Genomic DNA, 16,437 nt, shown 5'->3' on the forward strand with positions numbered 1-16,437 from the left:
TTCTAATGCGAAGTGACACTTCTACGACTGGTGCACCATAAAGTTTCTCAAATTTTCCGATTTTGTACTGGGTAAATTCACCGTAATGGACTATTGTCTTTAAAGAAAGAGGTATTTCGATCGCTAACTGTTGAGATAAGCGTTGTAATTCCTTCTGAAAATTACCGTAGATAAGCTCTATCTGCACTAATGTCTCTTCAAATGTTGGCATGTTTTGGTATTTATAAAAAAGAATGGCATCGCCTTCAATTTCAGAAATTTCAAAACACAGAATATTACTGTCCATTATTACTTTAAGTAAATTTTCTATTATATATTTTCCAACAAACATATTCGACTTGACTACAAAATCTGTAAAGCCTGAAATATCCGGTATCATCAATACACCTTTTGGGTTATCAGTATGCTGTTCTTGTATCATTTTATCATAATTTCAATTTTAAAAATGTAGAGGCATATTGAGCCTCTACATTAATTGTTAATGATTACTGTTTTATTTGTCCGATGGCTTTGTGATAAACAGCTTCAGCAATTTTGTATCTTACTTTTGCATCCAGCATACTGCTGTACGCACGCTGCCAAAGTGTTTCTGCTATCAATACATCTTCTCCAGTGATAGTTCCTGCTTGAAAACGATCATTACTTAATTTTAGATTTTCATCCGCTTCAATTAGTGAAGCCTGCATTAAATCTATATTGTTTGCCTGCAGTTGAAGGTTAAGTGTTGCTTGCTCTATCTCCACATTAATCTGGCTTTGAAGTTCTTTCAATCCATATTCTGCCGAACGTATGTTAGCTTCCTGTTGCTTTACTTTCTCTCGTTTACTTCCCCAATCGAATACGGGAATTTTTACGCTTAACATTCCGAAATAAGTAAGCATACTGTTTTTGGTTGGATCTCCAAAATTAATACCTTCTTTTCCAAATGCAGCCATTCCGTTAAGTGATAAACCAACTGTCGGTTTTAGATCGGCTCTGAGCATATTCTTTGTAAGTTCACTCATTTTTATGGCACTTGTGGCTAAGTCTACTTCAGGACGATGTGCTTGTGTGCTTTGTAACATCTCATGGTTTCTAAATTCATCGTCACTCAACGTACCAACTACATCAATATCCGTTTGTTCTATTCCAGTTAGCTGGATTAATCTTTTTTTAGCCACTATGAGTTTGTTCTCAGCCGCCTGTAATCGAGCTTCATTTTCATTTTGAAGTACTTTTGCCCGAAGCACATCATTTTTATAAATAATACCTGCCTGGAATTGATTATTTAAAAAAGTATAATGGGAAGCTAATTGCTTTTTGACCTGTTGCTCCATCTTTATTTCTTCTTTAGCCTGTACAACAATCCAATAAGCGGTTTCAGTAGCTAACAATACATCGTCTTCGACCAATCTCTGTTGAGCGATACTCATCTCTATATTGGTTTCCGCCATTTGCTTACCGTACTTAATCTTTCCTCCTGTATAAATTGGTTGAGTAACACTTACCATTGGGGCGAAACCGTACTCAGGAAGCATTGTATTTAAAGGCTCACCAAAGTAAAATGCAGTTGCAGAAGCATCTATTTTGGGTTTTGCCGTTACGTCTGCTATTTGTTTCTCTGATCTGGAAGCAGTTACGTCTTCTCTGGCTTTACCAATCCTGTGATTGTTTTTCAATGCAAGCTCTTTACTTTCTGCAAGGCTCAATTGCTGTTGGGCAAACAGGTTATCTGTTCCCTGTAAAACAGCAAGAGCACATACAAAAGCTTTTACGAATGTTTTATATTTTCTTTGTAACATGATTTATTTTTTTGTCAATTAACTTTCGTGATGAAAATCATATTTATCGTGTATACCTTTATTCAAGGATTTCTTTGACGGTTTTACGAATCTGCTATACAATACCGGAACTATAAATAAGGTAGTAACCATAGAGACTAAAATACCTATTGATATTGTACTCGAGATCGGCCCCCATTCGGGAGAACCACTCGACATTAGCGGGATCAATCCAATAGCTGCTGCCATAGAAGTCAGGAAGATTGGGCGCATTCTTCGCTTAGCTGCTAATAGAGCCGCCTCTTTAATCGTATGTCCATGATCACGCACCAATTCATCAGCGTAGTCTACAAGGATAATTCCGTTTCGAACTACAATACCCAATAAGGCTGTAATACCGATAATTGCCATAAAACCAAATTCATAACCTGTAAGAAATAATCCCAGCATCGCTCCAAGTAAACTCAATGGGAATGATGCCAGTACGATGAACACTTTGCCCACTCGTTTGAATTGGAATAGCAGAACTAAGAATATCAACACGAAACTTATCATAAAAGCTTTTCCCATTTTAGGACCGCTTTCCAGACCATCTTCATACTCTCCTCCATAGGCAATTTTAACTCCTTTTGGTAGTTCTAAGCTATCGATTTTCGGTTGTGCCTCGGCGAACACTTCAGCAGGTTTTCTACCCAATTGTGCTTCAGAAGAAACAGTTAATGTCCGCAATCCGTTACGGTGTACAATAGCTCCCGTATGCCATGAAGGTTGTAAATCCACCACTTGTTTTAAAGGTACTTTCGCTCCAAATGATGAGGTGATGTACATATTTCCCAAAGCATCCAGATTTTGCCTGTCAGCTTCGTCCGTACGCAATAGTATATCTATGGCTTTGTTACCTTCCCACATTTGTGATATAGGAAAACCTTTTATTTTAGCACCTAAAGCCTGTGCAATCTGTGCTTTGGTAACACCTAATCGCAACGCGATATCTTCTTTTACCACAGCCTTAAGACCTACATAATCATCCTGATAATCTGTACGTACCCAATTTGCTCCTTTTGTGTTTTCTAGTATTGTCGCTACTTCTTTGGCTACTTTTTTCTGTTGCGTAATATCTTTACCAATCACACGGATCTCAATCGGAGCAGGCTGTTGTTTTTTACTTAACTGTCTAACGCGGACATATCCATTTGGCAGGAAATTATTGAATTTTTGAACATATTCATCTATCATTTCATTTGTAGCATCATTACTTTCTGTATTGATAAATATTTGCGCAAAATTTTCTCGCGGGTTTTCCGGTGAATATGTTGAATAAAATCGTGGTGAACTTGTACCAATAAAACTTGCTGTGGTAACAATACGCTTGTCTCCTGCGATTTCCTTTTCAATCTTTTTAACCGCTGCTTCTGTTTCGTGAATATTTGTACCGTTGTCCATCCACAATTCAAGATTAAATTGATTTCTTTCCACAATTGGGAAAAACTCGGTTTTCACTTGGCTTCCTACCACAAATGAAAGGAAGAAAATCGCCAGACCTGCAAACAAAGTCGTTTTCTGATATTTCATACAGAACTCTATAGCTCTGTCAAAACCATCCTGCATTCTATCTAAGAAATTCCGTTTTTTAGGTTTTTGTGCATCATGGTTTTTCAATCCTTTTTTAAGGAAATGATAACACATATATGGTGTAAGAAACAACGCGACTAAGAATGAAACTGCCAAGGCTATACTAACCGTAATTGGTATCCATTGTACGAACTCTCGTGTCATTCCTGTTAGTGTAAATGCTAATGGTAAGAATGATAGAACAATAGTAAGTGTCGCAGTGAATATCGGAACCATAAGCTGTGTTGCACTTTGCCAGGCAGCAGTCCATGATGGTACTTTTTCATCTACTTTCTCTATATAGTTGTCTACGACAATTATGGCATCATCGACAACCATTCCAAGTACAATAATCAATGCAGCTAAACTAACCTGGTGCATTTCTACACCTATCATATTCAGAATGGCAAATGTTGCCAAAATGGTTACAGGTGCCGCAATAGCAGAAATAGTAGCTACTCTAAACGGAAGCAAAATCATTACCACCAGAATAACGGCTCCAATGGCAATTGCAAACTCAATAAAGAAATGCCCTAAGTTCATATCTACTACAGCAGGCTGATCTACAATGGTATTGACCTGTACATCTGCAGGTAAAACTTCTTTTACTTCTGTTACTTTTTGGGTCAATGCTTTACCTAAGTCAACAATATTCTGACCAGGTTGCATCTCTACAGTAAGCATCATTACATCATTACCAGCTACAGTAATTTTACTTTTTAGGTCTTCATATCTTCGTTCTATTTTGGCAATATCTTGCAAACGGATATTACCACCTTGAGGAGAACTATATACAATCAGATTGCCGATTTCATTTTCATTTTGGTACTGAGCATCTGTAAAAATCAATAAGCGATTTTTGTCAATTTCAATATCTCCACTTGGGATCGTAACATTCTGCTGGCTCAATGTGGAAGCAATTTCATTGATGCCAAAACCATATTGTTTTAATACATCTTCACGAAGTGTGACATATATCTGTTGCTTCTGACCTCCGTAACGTTTTATTTTTGAAACTTGAGGAATCGTTTTAATACCGTCTTCCAATTCATCCAGATAATTTTCCAATTCGGCATATGTACGTCCAGGTGCAGACACAGCAATCATCTGAACCACCACGTCACCAAAATCACTGTTCACATACGGCCCTTGTACGCCTCGCGGAAGTATCAAAGGCATATTGGCATCTAAACCGTGCTGTAAAGTATTCCAGAATTTTTTAGTATCCTTGACGTAATCTTGCAATTCAACTGTAATTACAACCTGCCCAGGTTTACTTTCTGAATGTGTTTTTTCCTTCTTTATTTCTTCAAAACCGAACAGATATTGTTCCAGTTTATCTGTTACTTCTTTCTCAATCTGTTCTTCGTCACTTCCTGGATAAAAAGCAACGACAAGCCCTTGTCTAACTGTTATACGCGGGTCTTCGCTTCTTGGCATTGTCAATAATGAAATCAGACCTGCAAGCACCATGATAACGGTAATCGCTATCGGTACTTGTGGAAATTTCATTGCCGCTTCAATGAGGTTTATCTTTCTTTTCATAAATTATTCTGTTTTTGCGGTTGGCGCTTTCGCTGAGGCTGTTTCAGTTTTTACTTTTTGTCCTTCTTTCACATTGTTTTGTCCGGCAAGAATAATAGTTTGATTTTCATCAAGTCCGTTGGTTATTATAACCTCATCGCCTGCAATTTTACCCACAGTAACTCTTGTCAGTTTTGCATTGTTATTCTTGTCTATCACATACACATGAGGGATTTTATCAACATTGTTTATGATAGCTGTAAGTGGTACACGCACTTGTTTAACTTTAGCCGGAATACCTGCAGATACTTCGCTAATCATCCCAGGCATTAAAATACCTCCAGAATTGTCAAGACGTACTTTTAAAGTATATGCTTTGGAAATTTCATCAGCGACAGGATTGATAATTGTGATTTTACCTGTGAAATTGCGTTGCAGTGTAGGTATGTTTACTTCTACCTGCATACCTTGTTTGAAGTTTCCTATTTCGCTTTCCGGTACTGAAAACTGAGCGTATACAAGATCTGTTTTAACAATTGTAAAAGCCGGCACTCCTGGTGCTGCCATACCTCCGATTTCAGCTGATTTAACTGTAATTATTCCATTAGTAGGCGACATTAAACGGCTGTCGGCAATACGCTTTTTATTAATTTTTTTATTTGCCTGTGCCTGTGCAACTTTAGTTTTGATATCGATGTAATCTTTTTCAGGAAAACTTCCTTTTTTATACAATTCATCAAACCTTCTGAATGCATCCTCGCTCTGTTCTAATGTAGCATTGGCTATTTGCAAGGCCGCTTCATATTCTGTAGCATCTATACTTGCTAAAAACTGTCCTTTACTAACTTTTTGACCTTCATTGACACTCACATTATTGATTGTTCCGGTAACAGCGAAGCTCACGGTGGTCATATTATCTGGAACGATGGAACCTGAATAAACAACAGATTCTTCTGTTTCTGAACTTTGGATCGTACCTACTGTTACAACCGGAGGCTCATCTTTTAATTGTTTTTCTTCTTTTTGTTTACAACTCTGTATCAAACCTATCCCTATTAGGAAAAGGAATAGTAAACCTATTTTACCTGTTTTCATCATTACATTTATTTTGTTACGTTTATTTTAACTTTAGATTTCAGGGACAAAGGTCGGTTTACAACATACAAACAGCTATACGAAATGACCGCTAAAAGTTGTGAAATTTACTTTTCATAAGGTGTAATAATTGACATAAAACGAAGAGCTACTGAATGATCAGTAGCTCTTCACAGTTACATTTAACTTAAATAACAGGACGTGAATAATTCAGTCTTTTGATTTAAAGAATCAAAGTTTGATTATCCCTATCCTTTAGCTGTTTAAAATAGCTTGATGTAAAGCCTGTATGCTTTTTCAATTGATTGGAAAGGTATGCCTGACTACTATAACCTAATACATTAGCAATCTCGGTCAAAGACATTTCTGTATTCATCAAAAGTTCTTTTACTTTTTCAATCTTACAGTGAATAATGTACTTTTCAAGTGTTATTCCTTCTTCTGAAGAAAACAATGCACTCAGTGTATCGTAATTCTTGTTTAACTTATTACTTATAAGAGCTGTAAATTTTGTAGGTATTCCACTTTCCAATTGCATATTAATACCATTATCAACCAACTCTTTAATATTGTTTATTGCTTTTTGGTTTTTATTATACATTAATTCAAAGCCATTACTTTTCAGCATCGCTTCGATTGCTCCCAGTTTTTGCGAAAAAGCTACTGTATCTTTTATTATCGCTTCTCCTAGTTTTACATCCACTACTTCAAAACCCAAAATAGTTAACTCTTTTTCAAGAACATACATACATCTATTGCACACCATTCCTTTTATTAACAGTGTCATAAGCTCTATATTATATTTAAAAAACAAAATTCAGCATTTACTAAAAATAAGACTTTATGATATTTCGGTTTTCTTTTGTGATATTTTAAGAAAGTATATTCAACAACATTAAATATCATAAACTAATCAAGGAAAAGTATATATCCAGTACCATTAATCATAACGAATTTTGTAATAGACAATATCCATTAAAATGAATAGTAAAGAAATAAACGAACATCCAGTTTTAGATATATTGAAAGATTATAACGCAGGTAAAACCGGTCTGGAACTTTTTGAGAAATATGGTATATATGGTACAAATATTTTTGAATTGAAATCAAAATATAAGGATTTAAGATCCGATATCCTTTTAGAATTGGTAAATTTAAACGAAGAAAATAGCCGATTAAAAATAATGTATGCTGACTTGTCCGTACAACACCGAAAATTAAAAGATTTGTTGCAGGAGGATTTCTAAAAGTACAGCGATAGGATAATAGTAACTTAATAATATTATGATATGACAAATGTAATGTACAAATATGCCACAGTGTTGGTAGCGATTGAAAATCTTCGCAAGGAAGGTTACGATGTAGATTTTAATCTTGAAGACAACTGCTTAATTTGTGGCAACAATAAATATACTATTGATGACTTTGAAATTGAGCAAGTCTACCGATATGAGGGAGATAGCAACCCCAGTGATGAATCTACTGTTTATGGAATAGCCTCAAAAGATGGCTTAAAGGGAATTTTGGTCACTGCTTACGGTGCTTATACAGATGGAATGAGTGCTGCGATGCTTAGGAAATTATCCCTTAAAAATGAGTAGAAATTGTATTTTCAATTAAATTTAAGTACTTAAGAGAAAGTTATTAGAGGAAATTATGTTCACGTTTCAAAAACAATACATTAGCATAACTTTTTGATTAATGAGGATATAAGAAAGCCAGGTTAATTTGTAGTAACTTGGCTTGTGAAAATACATAAATGGGGTTTATTATTTGACTGTTGTTCCACCATCTACGGGTAAATTTACCCCTGTAATGTATTTTGCTTCATCTGATGCCAAGAATAATGCGGCATTCGAAATATCTTCAGCCATTCCCAATTTTTTCATAGGAATAATTCCTAGAAAATAGGCTTGATAGTCTGGACTATTCAAAAATGCCTCGCTCAAAGGTGTTAAGATATAGCCCGGATTAATGGCATTTACCCTAATTCCAAAAGGTCCGAAATCTACTGCAGCCGCTCTGGTAATGGCTGAAACCCCTCCTTTGGAAGCCGTATAAACTCCGGGGCCTGACATTCCAGTTAAAGCGGCAATCGAAGAAATATTCACGATACTCCCACCTCTTTCTTTCAGGTGTGGTAGTGCGGCCTGCATTCCCAGCATCACGCTGTTTATGTTGATGTCATATGCTTTTTTCCAGGTGTCTTCGGTTTGATCTTCAAAAGGAACTGCCACTGAAATCCCAGCATTATTGATTAAAATATCCAGTTTTCCAAAAACGCTGATTGTTTCTGGAAGTACTTTTTCAAACCAGTCTTCCCGTTTTGATACGTTATGTACTAGAGCAATGGCATCACCACCATCTGATTTGATTTTTTGTACAATAGTTTCTAATTTATCTTTTTGAATATCGGTCGCTACTACTTTTGCTCCTTCTTTGGCAAAAGAATAAGCCATAGCTTCCCCCATTCCGGAAGCTGCCCCAGTTATTATTGCTACCTTATTATTTAGTCTCATATATCTTATTATTTTTTTGCTGCGTGATGTGCTATAATATAACCAAATACCAATCCCTGCCCGATGGTTCCGCCAGCTCCGGGATATTTATTTCCAAAAATATTTGAGGCATTATTTCCCAAAGCGTACAAGCCCTGGAAAGCGGCCTGATTGGTTTTCAATACTTGTCCATGTTCGTTTGTCATCATTCCACCGCATGTTCCCAAGTCTGATAAAACGATTTTTACCGCATATAATTTTCCAGAAAGCGGTCGAAGACAATTATTAGGCATTTGTGTTGGATCTCCATAATAACGGTCGTAAGCGCTGTTGCCTTTTCCAAAATCGGTATCTTTTCCTGTAGCTGCAATGGTGTTGAACCTGCCAAATGTTTCCGTAAACGCTTCGACAGGTAATCCCACTTTTTGAGCCAGTTCAGATGCATTTTCAGCCGTAAAAGCAATTTTTGCATCAAACCACTCTTGTGGAATTTTCATTCCCGGAAAAAGTGTGCCGGCAAGCAGATAACTATTTCTGTAGTTCTGATCAAAAATCAACCACATATCTTTTATAGGCGTTCCATACTTTTCCTGTTCTAAAACGATTTGTCCAAAACTCATATAATCCACCGCTTCGTTTATAAACCTTTTTCCCGTATAGTTTACCAAAAATGATCCCGGAAGCGAACGCTCTGCCAATAATACTTGTGGTTCGCCTTCTTCTGTTAATGGAGCTATAGCAGGAAACCACCATGTTGAAGTCATATTGGTAATTTCTGCTCCAATCTTTTCTCCTAACAGAATGGTATCACCTGTATTGCCTTCGCTACCTAAACTTACATTTTTTAAAGAGGGAGATTGGTATTGGTGGCGCATTAGCATATTATGATCAAATCCGCCTCCTGCCAAAACCACACCTTTCTTCGCATTTATCTGAACCAATTTTCCGTTTTGAACCGCTTTTATTCCAGTTACTTTATCACCATCAAACAATAATTCTGTAATTGAAGTATTGGTCCAAACCGGTACACCTGACCGAAGCAAACCAGCAAACATCCCTGAAGCCAGTGCCTGACCACCACCAACTAATCGTTTTCCAATCAACAATCCGCCAATTCCCTGAATTCCTCTTTTCAGCATAATCGGTATAGACTTAAATGGTGTTTTTGTCATTAAGTTGAGCCATTTGTAATCGTAACCTGTCACTGGAACTGGTACAGGTGCCTCAAGTTGACCGGGGCGAAACCTTGCTGTGTCTTTTCCTAATAAGTTCATATTGAAAGGACGACATTCGCAGGTTCTTCCTAAGACTTTACCACCTACAACTTCTGGAAAATAATCTGAATATCCTTTTGCCCAAAAGAATTTCATAGGCGTGGTTCTCTCCAACATTTCTACTGCTGCTGAACCATTTTGCAAGAAGTTTTCCCAACGGGATTTAGGAGCATTATCTCCAACTAAATTCGTTAAATATGTTTCTCCATCTTTCAATGTATCATCGGAACCATCTTGTTTCAAAACAGGATTTGCCGGTATCCAAAATGCACCACCGGAGCGTGCAGTAGAGCCACCAACCAAAGCTGTTTTTTCGATAACTAATACTTTTAATCCTAATTCATGGGCTGCTAGTGCAGCTGCCATACCGGTTCCCGAACCTACAACTACCAAATCTACGGTAATATCTGTGGCTGTTGGCCCCGGGATTATTTCTTTCTTGCTCATATTCAGTCTTTTTTAATTATAATTTATACAGGTAGTTTAGACGAAGTAGCGTATTCGGGTATAAAAACACAGTTGGTTGTCTGAAAAACAGTAGACATACATTTATTGCATTGAATACATCTTCCTCTTCCCAACGGATTATCTTTTAATTTATTGATGATATCGGGCTCGCGAAGTAATGCCCTTCCCATCGCAACAAAGTCAAAACCTTCCTGCATAGCCGTTTGCAAATGCACATAATCATTAATTCCTCCCAACAAAATCAGTTGAGCTTTTTTCACTACTGTCTGGAATTGCCGAGCCGATTTAAGCATATAAAGATGTTCGTACGGGTATTCACCTAACACTAATTTTCCAAACCATTTTACCCCCAATCTGAAAATTCCTTTCTGTGTTTTTGACATGCCCTCTAAATCAGTTTCACCTCTGAACAGATACATTTGATTTTTTACCGAAGATCCCATCGTTAACTCAAACGCATCAACAGCGCCTGTTTCGTCCAGAATTCTTGCTGTTTGTGTGGACTCATCTAACCAGATTGAGTTTTTAATACCATCATCCATAGACATTTTAACAATAATTGCCAAACGGTCTTTCACCCTTTCTTTTACGGCAAGAAGGATTTCTTTTGCAAAACGTGTACGATTTTCAATAGAACCGCCATATTCATCTTTTCTTTTGTTGATCCAAGGACTGAAAAAAGAAGATACCAGATACAAATGCCCAAAATGAAGTTCGATCGCATCAAAATTGGCATCGGCAGCAACTTCTGCGGCATCCGCAAATTGCCTGATAATGGTTTTCATTTCCTCTCGGCCGATTTCACGACAAACCTGAAAACTAGAAGGACTTCTAAACCTTGACGGAGCAATTGGTTGTACACCTGTGATTTGTTTGGTGGCTACGGGACCGGCATGCCCTAACTGTGCGGAGGCTTTTCCGCCAGCCTTATGCATCGCCTGTGTAAATTGTTTGAGGCCTGAAATATTTTCACGAACCATCAAAATTTCTCCCGGTGCTGCAAAACCTTCTGCGGAAATAGCGCAGTAGGCAATAGTTGTCATACCAACCCCTCCTTTTATAAAGCCCTCATGAAAGTCTATTAATGATTGTGTAACTTTTCCGTCAGGGCTTCTGCCTTCACTGGTTGCCGCTTTTATAACCCGATTCGGAAGAGTAATGGGTCCTAATTTTGCGGGTGAAAATACTTTATCAGGATTAATTGCATTCATAGGATATTGAAGTTATTGTTTCTTATCAAAGATAAACAAATAACAAATAAATGTTACATAGTGTAACATTTAAAAAATTATTAATTTTGCACCAATTAAAATCATTATATGAATTTGAAAGCTAGATCCGATTCTGTTCAAAATAAAGTAAAAATTGTAAAAACTGCTTTGAATCTATTCATGGAGAAAGGAATAGATATTCCATTGACTGAAATTGCCAAAGAATCTGATGTTTCCAGAATGACTTTTTATCGTCATTTTCCGGATCGGGAAGCTCTTGTGTCGGCAGTATTTCATTACAATCTAGATCAACTTGATTTATACGCTAAAGCATTGCAAGAAAACAAAAATGGATTCTATCTGTTGTTAAAAAAGGTATTGATACAACGGGTGGAATATCATAACTTTTTACCTTATATCAACGGACAGGAACAAACCTTGACTTCTTCCAGATTGTTTGAGATTTTCGAAAAACCAATTCAACTCGCAAAAAATAGCAACTTATTACGAGATGACTTTTGTTGTGAAAAAGATTTACTGATATTAATATCAATGGTAGGTGGCGCAGTTGCATATGTTCAGATGTCTGGTCAATCTGCCATTGAGCGAACATTAGAATTGCTTATGAACGGAATTAAAGTAGTTACAAAAGAGTAAGTTGCACATCTCTAGCTATTTCGATATGTCGTCAGTATTTTAATATCAAATTAAAGGCTTAACAGCATATTATTTAATCAATATCGTTTTTCTTATTCACGATACAGTTACACATACATCCGCATTTGTCGGATAGCTTTGGCACAATAAAATTATTCCCTCGGCAATATCCTGTTCTGTCAGAGCCCCATTATGGAGCATCCGTACTTCGCCATCTGTTTTTACTGCCCAACAAGCCCCACAGGTTCCGTTTTTGCAGGAACTCGCTACTTTGATATGATGCTCTTTCATTGCATCCAAAAGAGATTGCTTCGGCTGCACCTCAATGAGTGATGTGCATTCATAGGTCTGCTTTTCATCATTCTCGTAGTAGTCCTCATAGTAATTTACAATCACATCTTTTACAACACCGTCAGTTTCCAAATCTCCCACATCAACTGGAACTGGGTCGAAATATTCCAAATGAATATTTTCTTCTGGAATATTCAATCCTGTTAAGGCATTTTTATATAAATCCATTAAGCCGGTAGGTCCACAAATGTAGTAATGGGCATCGTTTATTTCAGGAACAAGTCGTTTGATTATGGAACGAAGTACCAATAGAGAGAATCGTCCTGCAATATGATTGATTTTAGTAGAGATAAATTCGGGGGAAGTAAAGGAATAGCATATTTCGAGACTTTCATTTATCTCTAAAGTTTCCAGTTCATTATAAAAAATAGTTTCACTTGGCGTTTTATTACTGTATATCAGTAAGGGAATTTGACGACTACTATCAATACTATTGAGCATAGAGAATAAAGGTGCGATACCGCTACCACCGGCCAAAAGAACTATTTTGGATTGTCCAGCTATTGTATCTTCCAAAACAAAATTCCCAAACGGTGCTTCAATTTCCCATATTTCTATTTGGTCTGCATTTTCAAAAATATAGTTACTCATTTTTCCTCCAGTTACTCTTTTTACAGTAATAGCTGGATTAGGATCTGAGGGTTTGGAACTAAATGAATACGAGCGAATTACCATCTCTCCATCTATGTTGCATCTGATGTTTAGATACTGACCAGGCAAGTAGGAAAATTGTTGTTGATCGGTTTCAAAGTATATGGTCAGAGTATCCTGTGTTTCCTTCACAGTTTTATGGGTTCGCCATGTAAATTTCTTCATTTTAAATAATTTCTATCTGCTTTGTTATCTTTAAAAGGAAACCTCTACTTGTTGTTCACAAAGAGAGGTTCATCAAAACATGATATTTGATAATTAAATTTCGTTTTACTTTTCTTGCTGTCTTCTGATAATTGCCAGCTTGTTTTTTCTTATCTGTTTGAAATGGGCAGACGTTAATCCTGTATAGGTCTTTAATTGCTCGGTAAGCTCCGAAGCTTTTTTATAACCTAACGATTTTGCAATTTGCGTGATAGTTTGCTCGGTATATACCAGCAATTCTTTTACCTTTTCAATTATTCGCTTTGTAAATATAATTTCAAGGCTGACATCACATTTTAAAAGAAACAGATTGTTCAGTTCTTGATAATCCGTATTGAGTTCGCTTGTTATCTGAATCGCAAACGGAGCAGATGAACCTGTATCCAATTGGGTCTGAATAATCTGATCTGCTACCCGGTGTACTTTCGTTATTACATCCGAACAGTCACCTAATTTTAATTGATGTAACATAACTTTTTATGTTAGAGATTGGGAAACACTGTTTTGGTACCCTAAGAGTAAATGGAGAAAAGCCCAGGGATATATTCAGCAAATCCCCGAGCAATATTGAACTTACACGCAGCAAGAGCAGCTTGACGTTTTTTCGCTATCTCCGCCATCTACTTTGTAGCCAGCTTTCTCAATAGCCTGGACCAACTCTTGTTTCACACTATCATTCTCTATTGAAACAGCAAGTTTCCCTGCTTCTAATTTTTCAATAGTAACGCCATTAATATCTTTGATTGCTCCATTTACTCTTGATTGGCAGTGAGCACTTTGCATGTCTGGTATGCTTAATTCCAAATTTTTCATTTTATCTTATTTTTAATGTTTAACAAATTTCCGTCTTAATTTGATACTTATTATTATGGTATTCCTTGTAAGATTTGTGACTTTTACTGATTTTAAAATTATGATTTTATTCTACAATGAACTTACCCTTCATATAGATGTAGTGGCCTGGGAAAGAACATAAAAAATCATAAGAACCTTTTGCAGGAGCATTAAAAGTAATTTCGGTAGTTTGTCCGCCACCAATCATATCTGTTTTGGTAATAACGGCTTTTTCCATTTCTTTTGGAATATAGTCATTATCTTTAGCATTGATTGCTGCATTAGCGAAAGCATTGAAGTCTGTACCTTGTGCAAGAATAACAACATTATGTCCCATTGCTTCAATTGGTGCTTTTCCGGTATGCTTAAGAATCAACTTTACAGTTTGTCCTTCTTTTACTTTAAGTTCGGTTTTATCAAATTTCATATCATCACCGCCACTGATGGTCAACTCAACTTCGTTTGCTTGTTCCGTCGGGACAGTTGTTTGTTCTAATACAGGCTGATTGTTTTCTTGTACACTTTGTTCTGTTTTCTTATTATTGTTACAAGCAGTAAATATGATTACTGACAAGCCTAAAACTAACTTTTTCATTTTCTATGTATTTTTAAATTGTTATCTTATACTGCAAATTTCAGTACATTTGTTATCCTAAATATTATGCAATTCCTTTTTAGATTTATGATATTTACTGAATTGTAAAATTGTATTGTTGATGCAATGCAAAACCCCCATTGTAATTATTACAACGGGTGTCTGTTCCTCTAATTTTATAAGGTTACTTTTGACTATTTGGAACGCTCAATACGATAATAGTACCAAGAATTGCAGGAATTGCCCATACTGCGAAATTAGCAAAGTTGGACAGTTCTGATGCGATAAGAATACCGCCAAGAATGATTGCAACTGCTGCACCTATACGACCTACTGCAAGGATAGTACCTAAAGCTGTACCACGAGTGGCATCGGGATAATAGGTAGCGATAAAGCCATTCAACAAAATTTGTGCACCTATGGAGCCGAAACCAACTACGGCTACAAGCAAGTAAGTAAGGCTCATAGACCATCCATTACCGTCGCCTGTACTAAAGCCAAGAGCCATTAGGAATAATGCAATGCCTGCCATCGCAAATGCCGCTGAAACAACTCTTTTTGCTCCGAACTTGTCTGCCAATGGGGAAGCAATTAGCGAACCTGCTACTGCTCCAGCATTCGTGACCAACAAGAACGTTAATGCTGAAGTAGCCGAATAACCTGCAATAGTTAATAACGTAGGCAACCACGTATTAAGTCCATAGATTAAAATCTGACCAGAAATAGCTGCGAGCAAAAACACAATTGTAATCAATGCCCAGCGACCTGTAAAGATTGCCAATAAAGGATTGCGTTTTTTTTCGACTTGCCGAACTTCTTTTTTAATTGGCGAAGTTGGTTCTATGGGTGTTAAGCCATATTCTGCTATAATTGTATCTGCTTCTCTAATGCGACCTTTTGATCTTAAATATACCGGACTTTCAGGGAGATAATAGAGTAATAGTGGTACAACGGTAATTAATGGCAATGCACCGATCCCTAACATTCCACGGAAACCAATTGTTTCTACTAAACCGATAGCCAACAATGCGGCGAAAATACCTCCCATAGAATAACCGGAAAACATTAAAGCGTTATTGAAATTTTTACGCCCTGCTCTTGAAAACTCTACTGTTGTAGCTACTGCTGTAGGGATTACACCACCGAGACCTAAACCAGAAATAAAGCGAAAAAGCCCGAACAGAAACGGTGTAGGAGCCAACGCCGTCGCAATCATAAAGAGAGAAAAAAATGTGACTGCTCCAATTAAAACTTTTCTACGTCCAATTAAATCTGTAAGGTAGCCAACAGTAAGTGACCCTATTGCCATTCCCACAAGAGCCAGACTATTTATAGAGCCTGTTTCAGCGGTAGTTAACCCCCATGCTTCATAAGCTAGAATAGATTTTACTATTGTTCCGTATACTACTAAATCATAGCCATCAAATACTAAGACGATAAATGCTAATGCAATAACAATGGATGGGGATTTTTTTATTTTAGTTTTAGAGTGATTGGACAAACCTGTCTCAAGGGCACTCTCTTGAATATTTTGTTTCATTATTAATATTTGTAAGAATTAAAAAATTGTTTATCAATTTGAGTTGGATTGGTATTTGCCAAACCCAGAAAAAGTAAAGTGTATTATCGGGTTTGAATATAGTCCTCAACAGTGACAACAACAATCAGATTTCTCACTGTGGTAGTGAGTTAATCCAAAAATAA

16 protein-coding genes are annotated in these 16,437 nt (G+C 36.8%); 3 read left to right on the top strand and 13 right to left on the bottom strand.

From position 1 onward, the window contains the following. From BGP15_RS21485 to BGP15_RS21505, 5 genes are all read right to left on the bottom strand, one after another. On the bottom strand, positions 1–421 hold a 421-nt coding region (locus BGP15_RS21485), incomplete at its 3' end, for a DUF2652 domain-containing protein (protein WP_286770723.1). 64 nt (positions 422–485) lie between these two features. Next, a complete protein-coding gene (locus BGP15_RS21490; RefSeq protein ID WP_038330936.1) occupies positions 486–1,781 on the bottom strand; it encodes a TolC family protein in 1,296 nt (431 codons plus the stop codon). A gap of 18 nt (positions 1,782–1,799) precedes the next feature. After that, a complete protein-coding gene (locus tag BGP15_RS21495; RefSeq protein ID WP_083206663.1) occupies positions 1,800–4,916 on the bottom strand; it encodes an efflux RND transporter permease subunit in 3,117 nt (1,038 codons plus the stop codon). A gap of 3 nt (positions 4,917–4,919) precedes the next feature. Next, entirely contained in the window at positions 4,920–5,993 is a 1,074-nt protein-coding gene (locus BGP15_RS21500) for an efflux RND transporter periplasmic adaptor subunit (RefSeq protein ID WP_083206664.1), read from the bottom strand. A 220-nt stretch (positions 5,994–6,213) separates the two neighbouring features. Beyond that, positions 6,214–6,777, bottom strand: coding sequence for a helix-turn-helix domain-containing protein (locus BGP15_RS21505; RefSeq protein WP_038330931.1), 564 nt, complete (start codon positions 6,775–6,777; stop codon positions 6,214–6,216). 193 nt (positions 6,778–6,970) lie between these two features. On the opposite strand from BGP15_RS21505, the gene BGP15_RS21510 reads away from it, so the two are divergent. Together BGP15_RS21510 and BGP15_RS21515 are read left to right on the top strand one after the other, a co-directional pair. Next, positions 6,971–7,237 (top strand): hypothetical protein, encoded by a 267-nt coding sequence (locus BGP15_RS21510; protein WP_038330929.1) that lies wholly within the window; start codon positions 6,971–6,973, stop codon positions 7,235–7,237. Between the two features lie 42 nt (positions 7,238–7,279). Then, on the top strand, positions 7,280–7,591 hold the full coding sequence (locus BGP15_RS21515) for a hypothetical protein (protein WP_052217456.1): 312 nt from the start codon (positions 7,280–7,282) through the stop codon (positions 7,589–7,591). Positions 7,592–7,759: 168 nt separating this feature from the next. Here the strand turns inward: BGP15_RS21515 and BGP15_RS21520 are convergent, their stop codons facing one another. Genes BGP15_RS21520 through BGP15_RS21530 form a run of 3 tightly spaced genes read right to left on the bottom strand, consistent with a single transcriptional unit; the run spans position 7,760 to position 11,441 of the window. Beyond that, the gene (locus BGP15_RS21520) at positions 7,760–8,509 is read right to left on the bottom strand and encodes an SDR family NAD(P)-dependent oxidoreductase (protein WP_038330926.1); all 750 of its coding nucleotides are present in this window, start codon (positions 8,507–8,509) and stop codon (positions 7,760–7,762) included. An 8-nt stretch (positions 8,510–8,517) separates the two neighbouring features. After that, positions 8,518–10,209 (bottom strand): 3-ketosteroid-delta-1-dehydrogenase, encoded by a 1,692-nt coding sequence (locus BGP15_RS21525; RefSeq protein ID WP_038330924.1) that lies wholly within the window; start codon positions 10,207–10,209, stop codon positions 8,518–8,520. Between the two features lie 23 nt (positions 10,210–10,232). Next, the gene (locus BGP15_RS21530) at positions 10,233–11,441 is read right to left on the bottom strand and encodes an NADH:flavin oxidoreductase (protein WP_065720937.1); all 1,209 of its coding nucleotides are present in this window, start codon (positions 11,439–11,441) and stop codon (positions 10,233–10,235) included. A 108-nt stretch (positions 11,442–11,549) separates the two neighbouring features. On the opposite strand from BGP15_RS21530, the gene BGP15_RS21535 reads away from it, so the two are divergent. Beyond that, positions 11,550–12,098: a TetR/AcrR family transcriptional regulator gene (locus BGP15_RS21535; RefSeq protein WP_052217454.1), complete on the top strand. Its 549-nt coding sequence runs from the start codon at positions 11,550–11,552 to the stop codon at positions 12,096–12,098. 96 nt (positions 12,099–12,194) lie between these two features. Here the strand turns inward: BGP15_RS21535 and BGP15_RS21540 are convergent, their stop codons facing one another. The 5 genes from BGP15_RS21540 to BGP15_RS21560 form a co-directional block, all read right to left on the bottom strand. Next, entirely contained in the window at positions 12,195–13,265 is a 1,071-nt protein-coding gene (locus BGP15_RS21540; protein ID WP_038330919.1) for an iron-sulfur cluster-binding domain-containing protein, read from the bottom strand. A 105-nt stretch (positions 13,266–13,370) separates the two neighbouring features. Continuing rightward, on the bottom strand, positions 13,371–13,775 hold the full coding sequence (locus tag BGP15_RS21545; RefSeq protein ID WP_052217452.1) for a helix-turn-helix domain-containing protein: 405 nt from the start codon (positions 13,773–13,775) through the stop codon (positions 13,371–13,373). A gap of 102 nt (positions 13,776–13,877) precedes the next feature. Next, a complete protein-coding gene (locus BGP15_RS21550; protein ID WP_038330917.1) occupies positions 13,878–14,117 on the bottom strand; it encodes a heavy-metal-associated domain-containing protein in 240 nt (79 codons plus the stop codon). A gap of 106 nt (positions 14,118–14,223) precedes the next feature. Beyond that, positions 14,224–14,733 carry a plastocyanin/azurin family copper-binding protein gene (locus BGP15_RS21555; RefSeq protein ID WP_038330915.1) on the bottom strand — a complete coding sequence of 170 codons (510 nt, stop codon included), beginning with the start codon at positions 14,731–14,733 and terminating at the stop codon, positions 14,224–14,226. Between the two features lie 184 nt (positions 14,734–14,917). After that, positions 14,918–16,273 (bottom strand): MFS transporter, encoded by a 1,356-nt coding sequence (locus tag BGP15_RS21560; RefSeq protein WP_083206665.1) that lies wholly within the window; start codon positions 16,271–16,273, stop codon positions 14,918–14,920. Positions 16,274–16,437 lie beyond the last annotated feature (164 nt).

The organism is Sphingobacterium sp. 40-24 (genome assembly GCF_001899705.1).
In the GTDB taxonomy this organism is placed as follows: domain Bacteria; phylum Bacteroidota; class Bacteroidia; order Sphingobacteriales; family Sphingobacteriaceae; genus Sphingobacterium; species Sphingobacterium multivorum.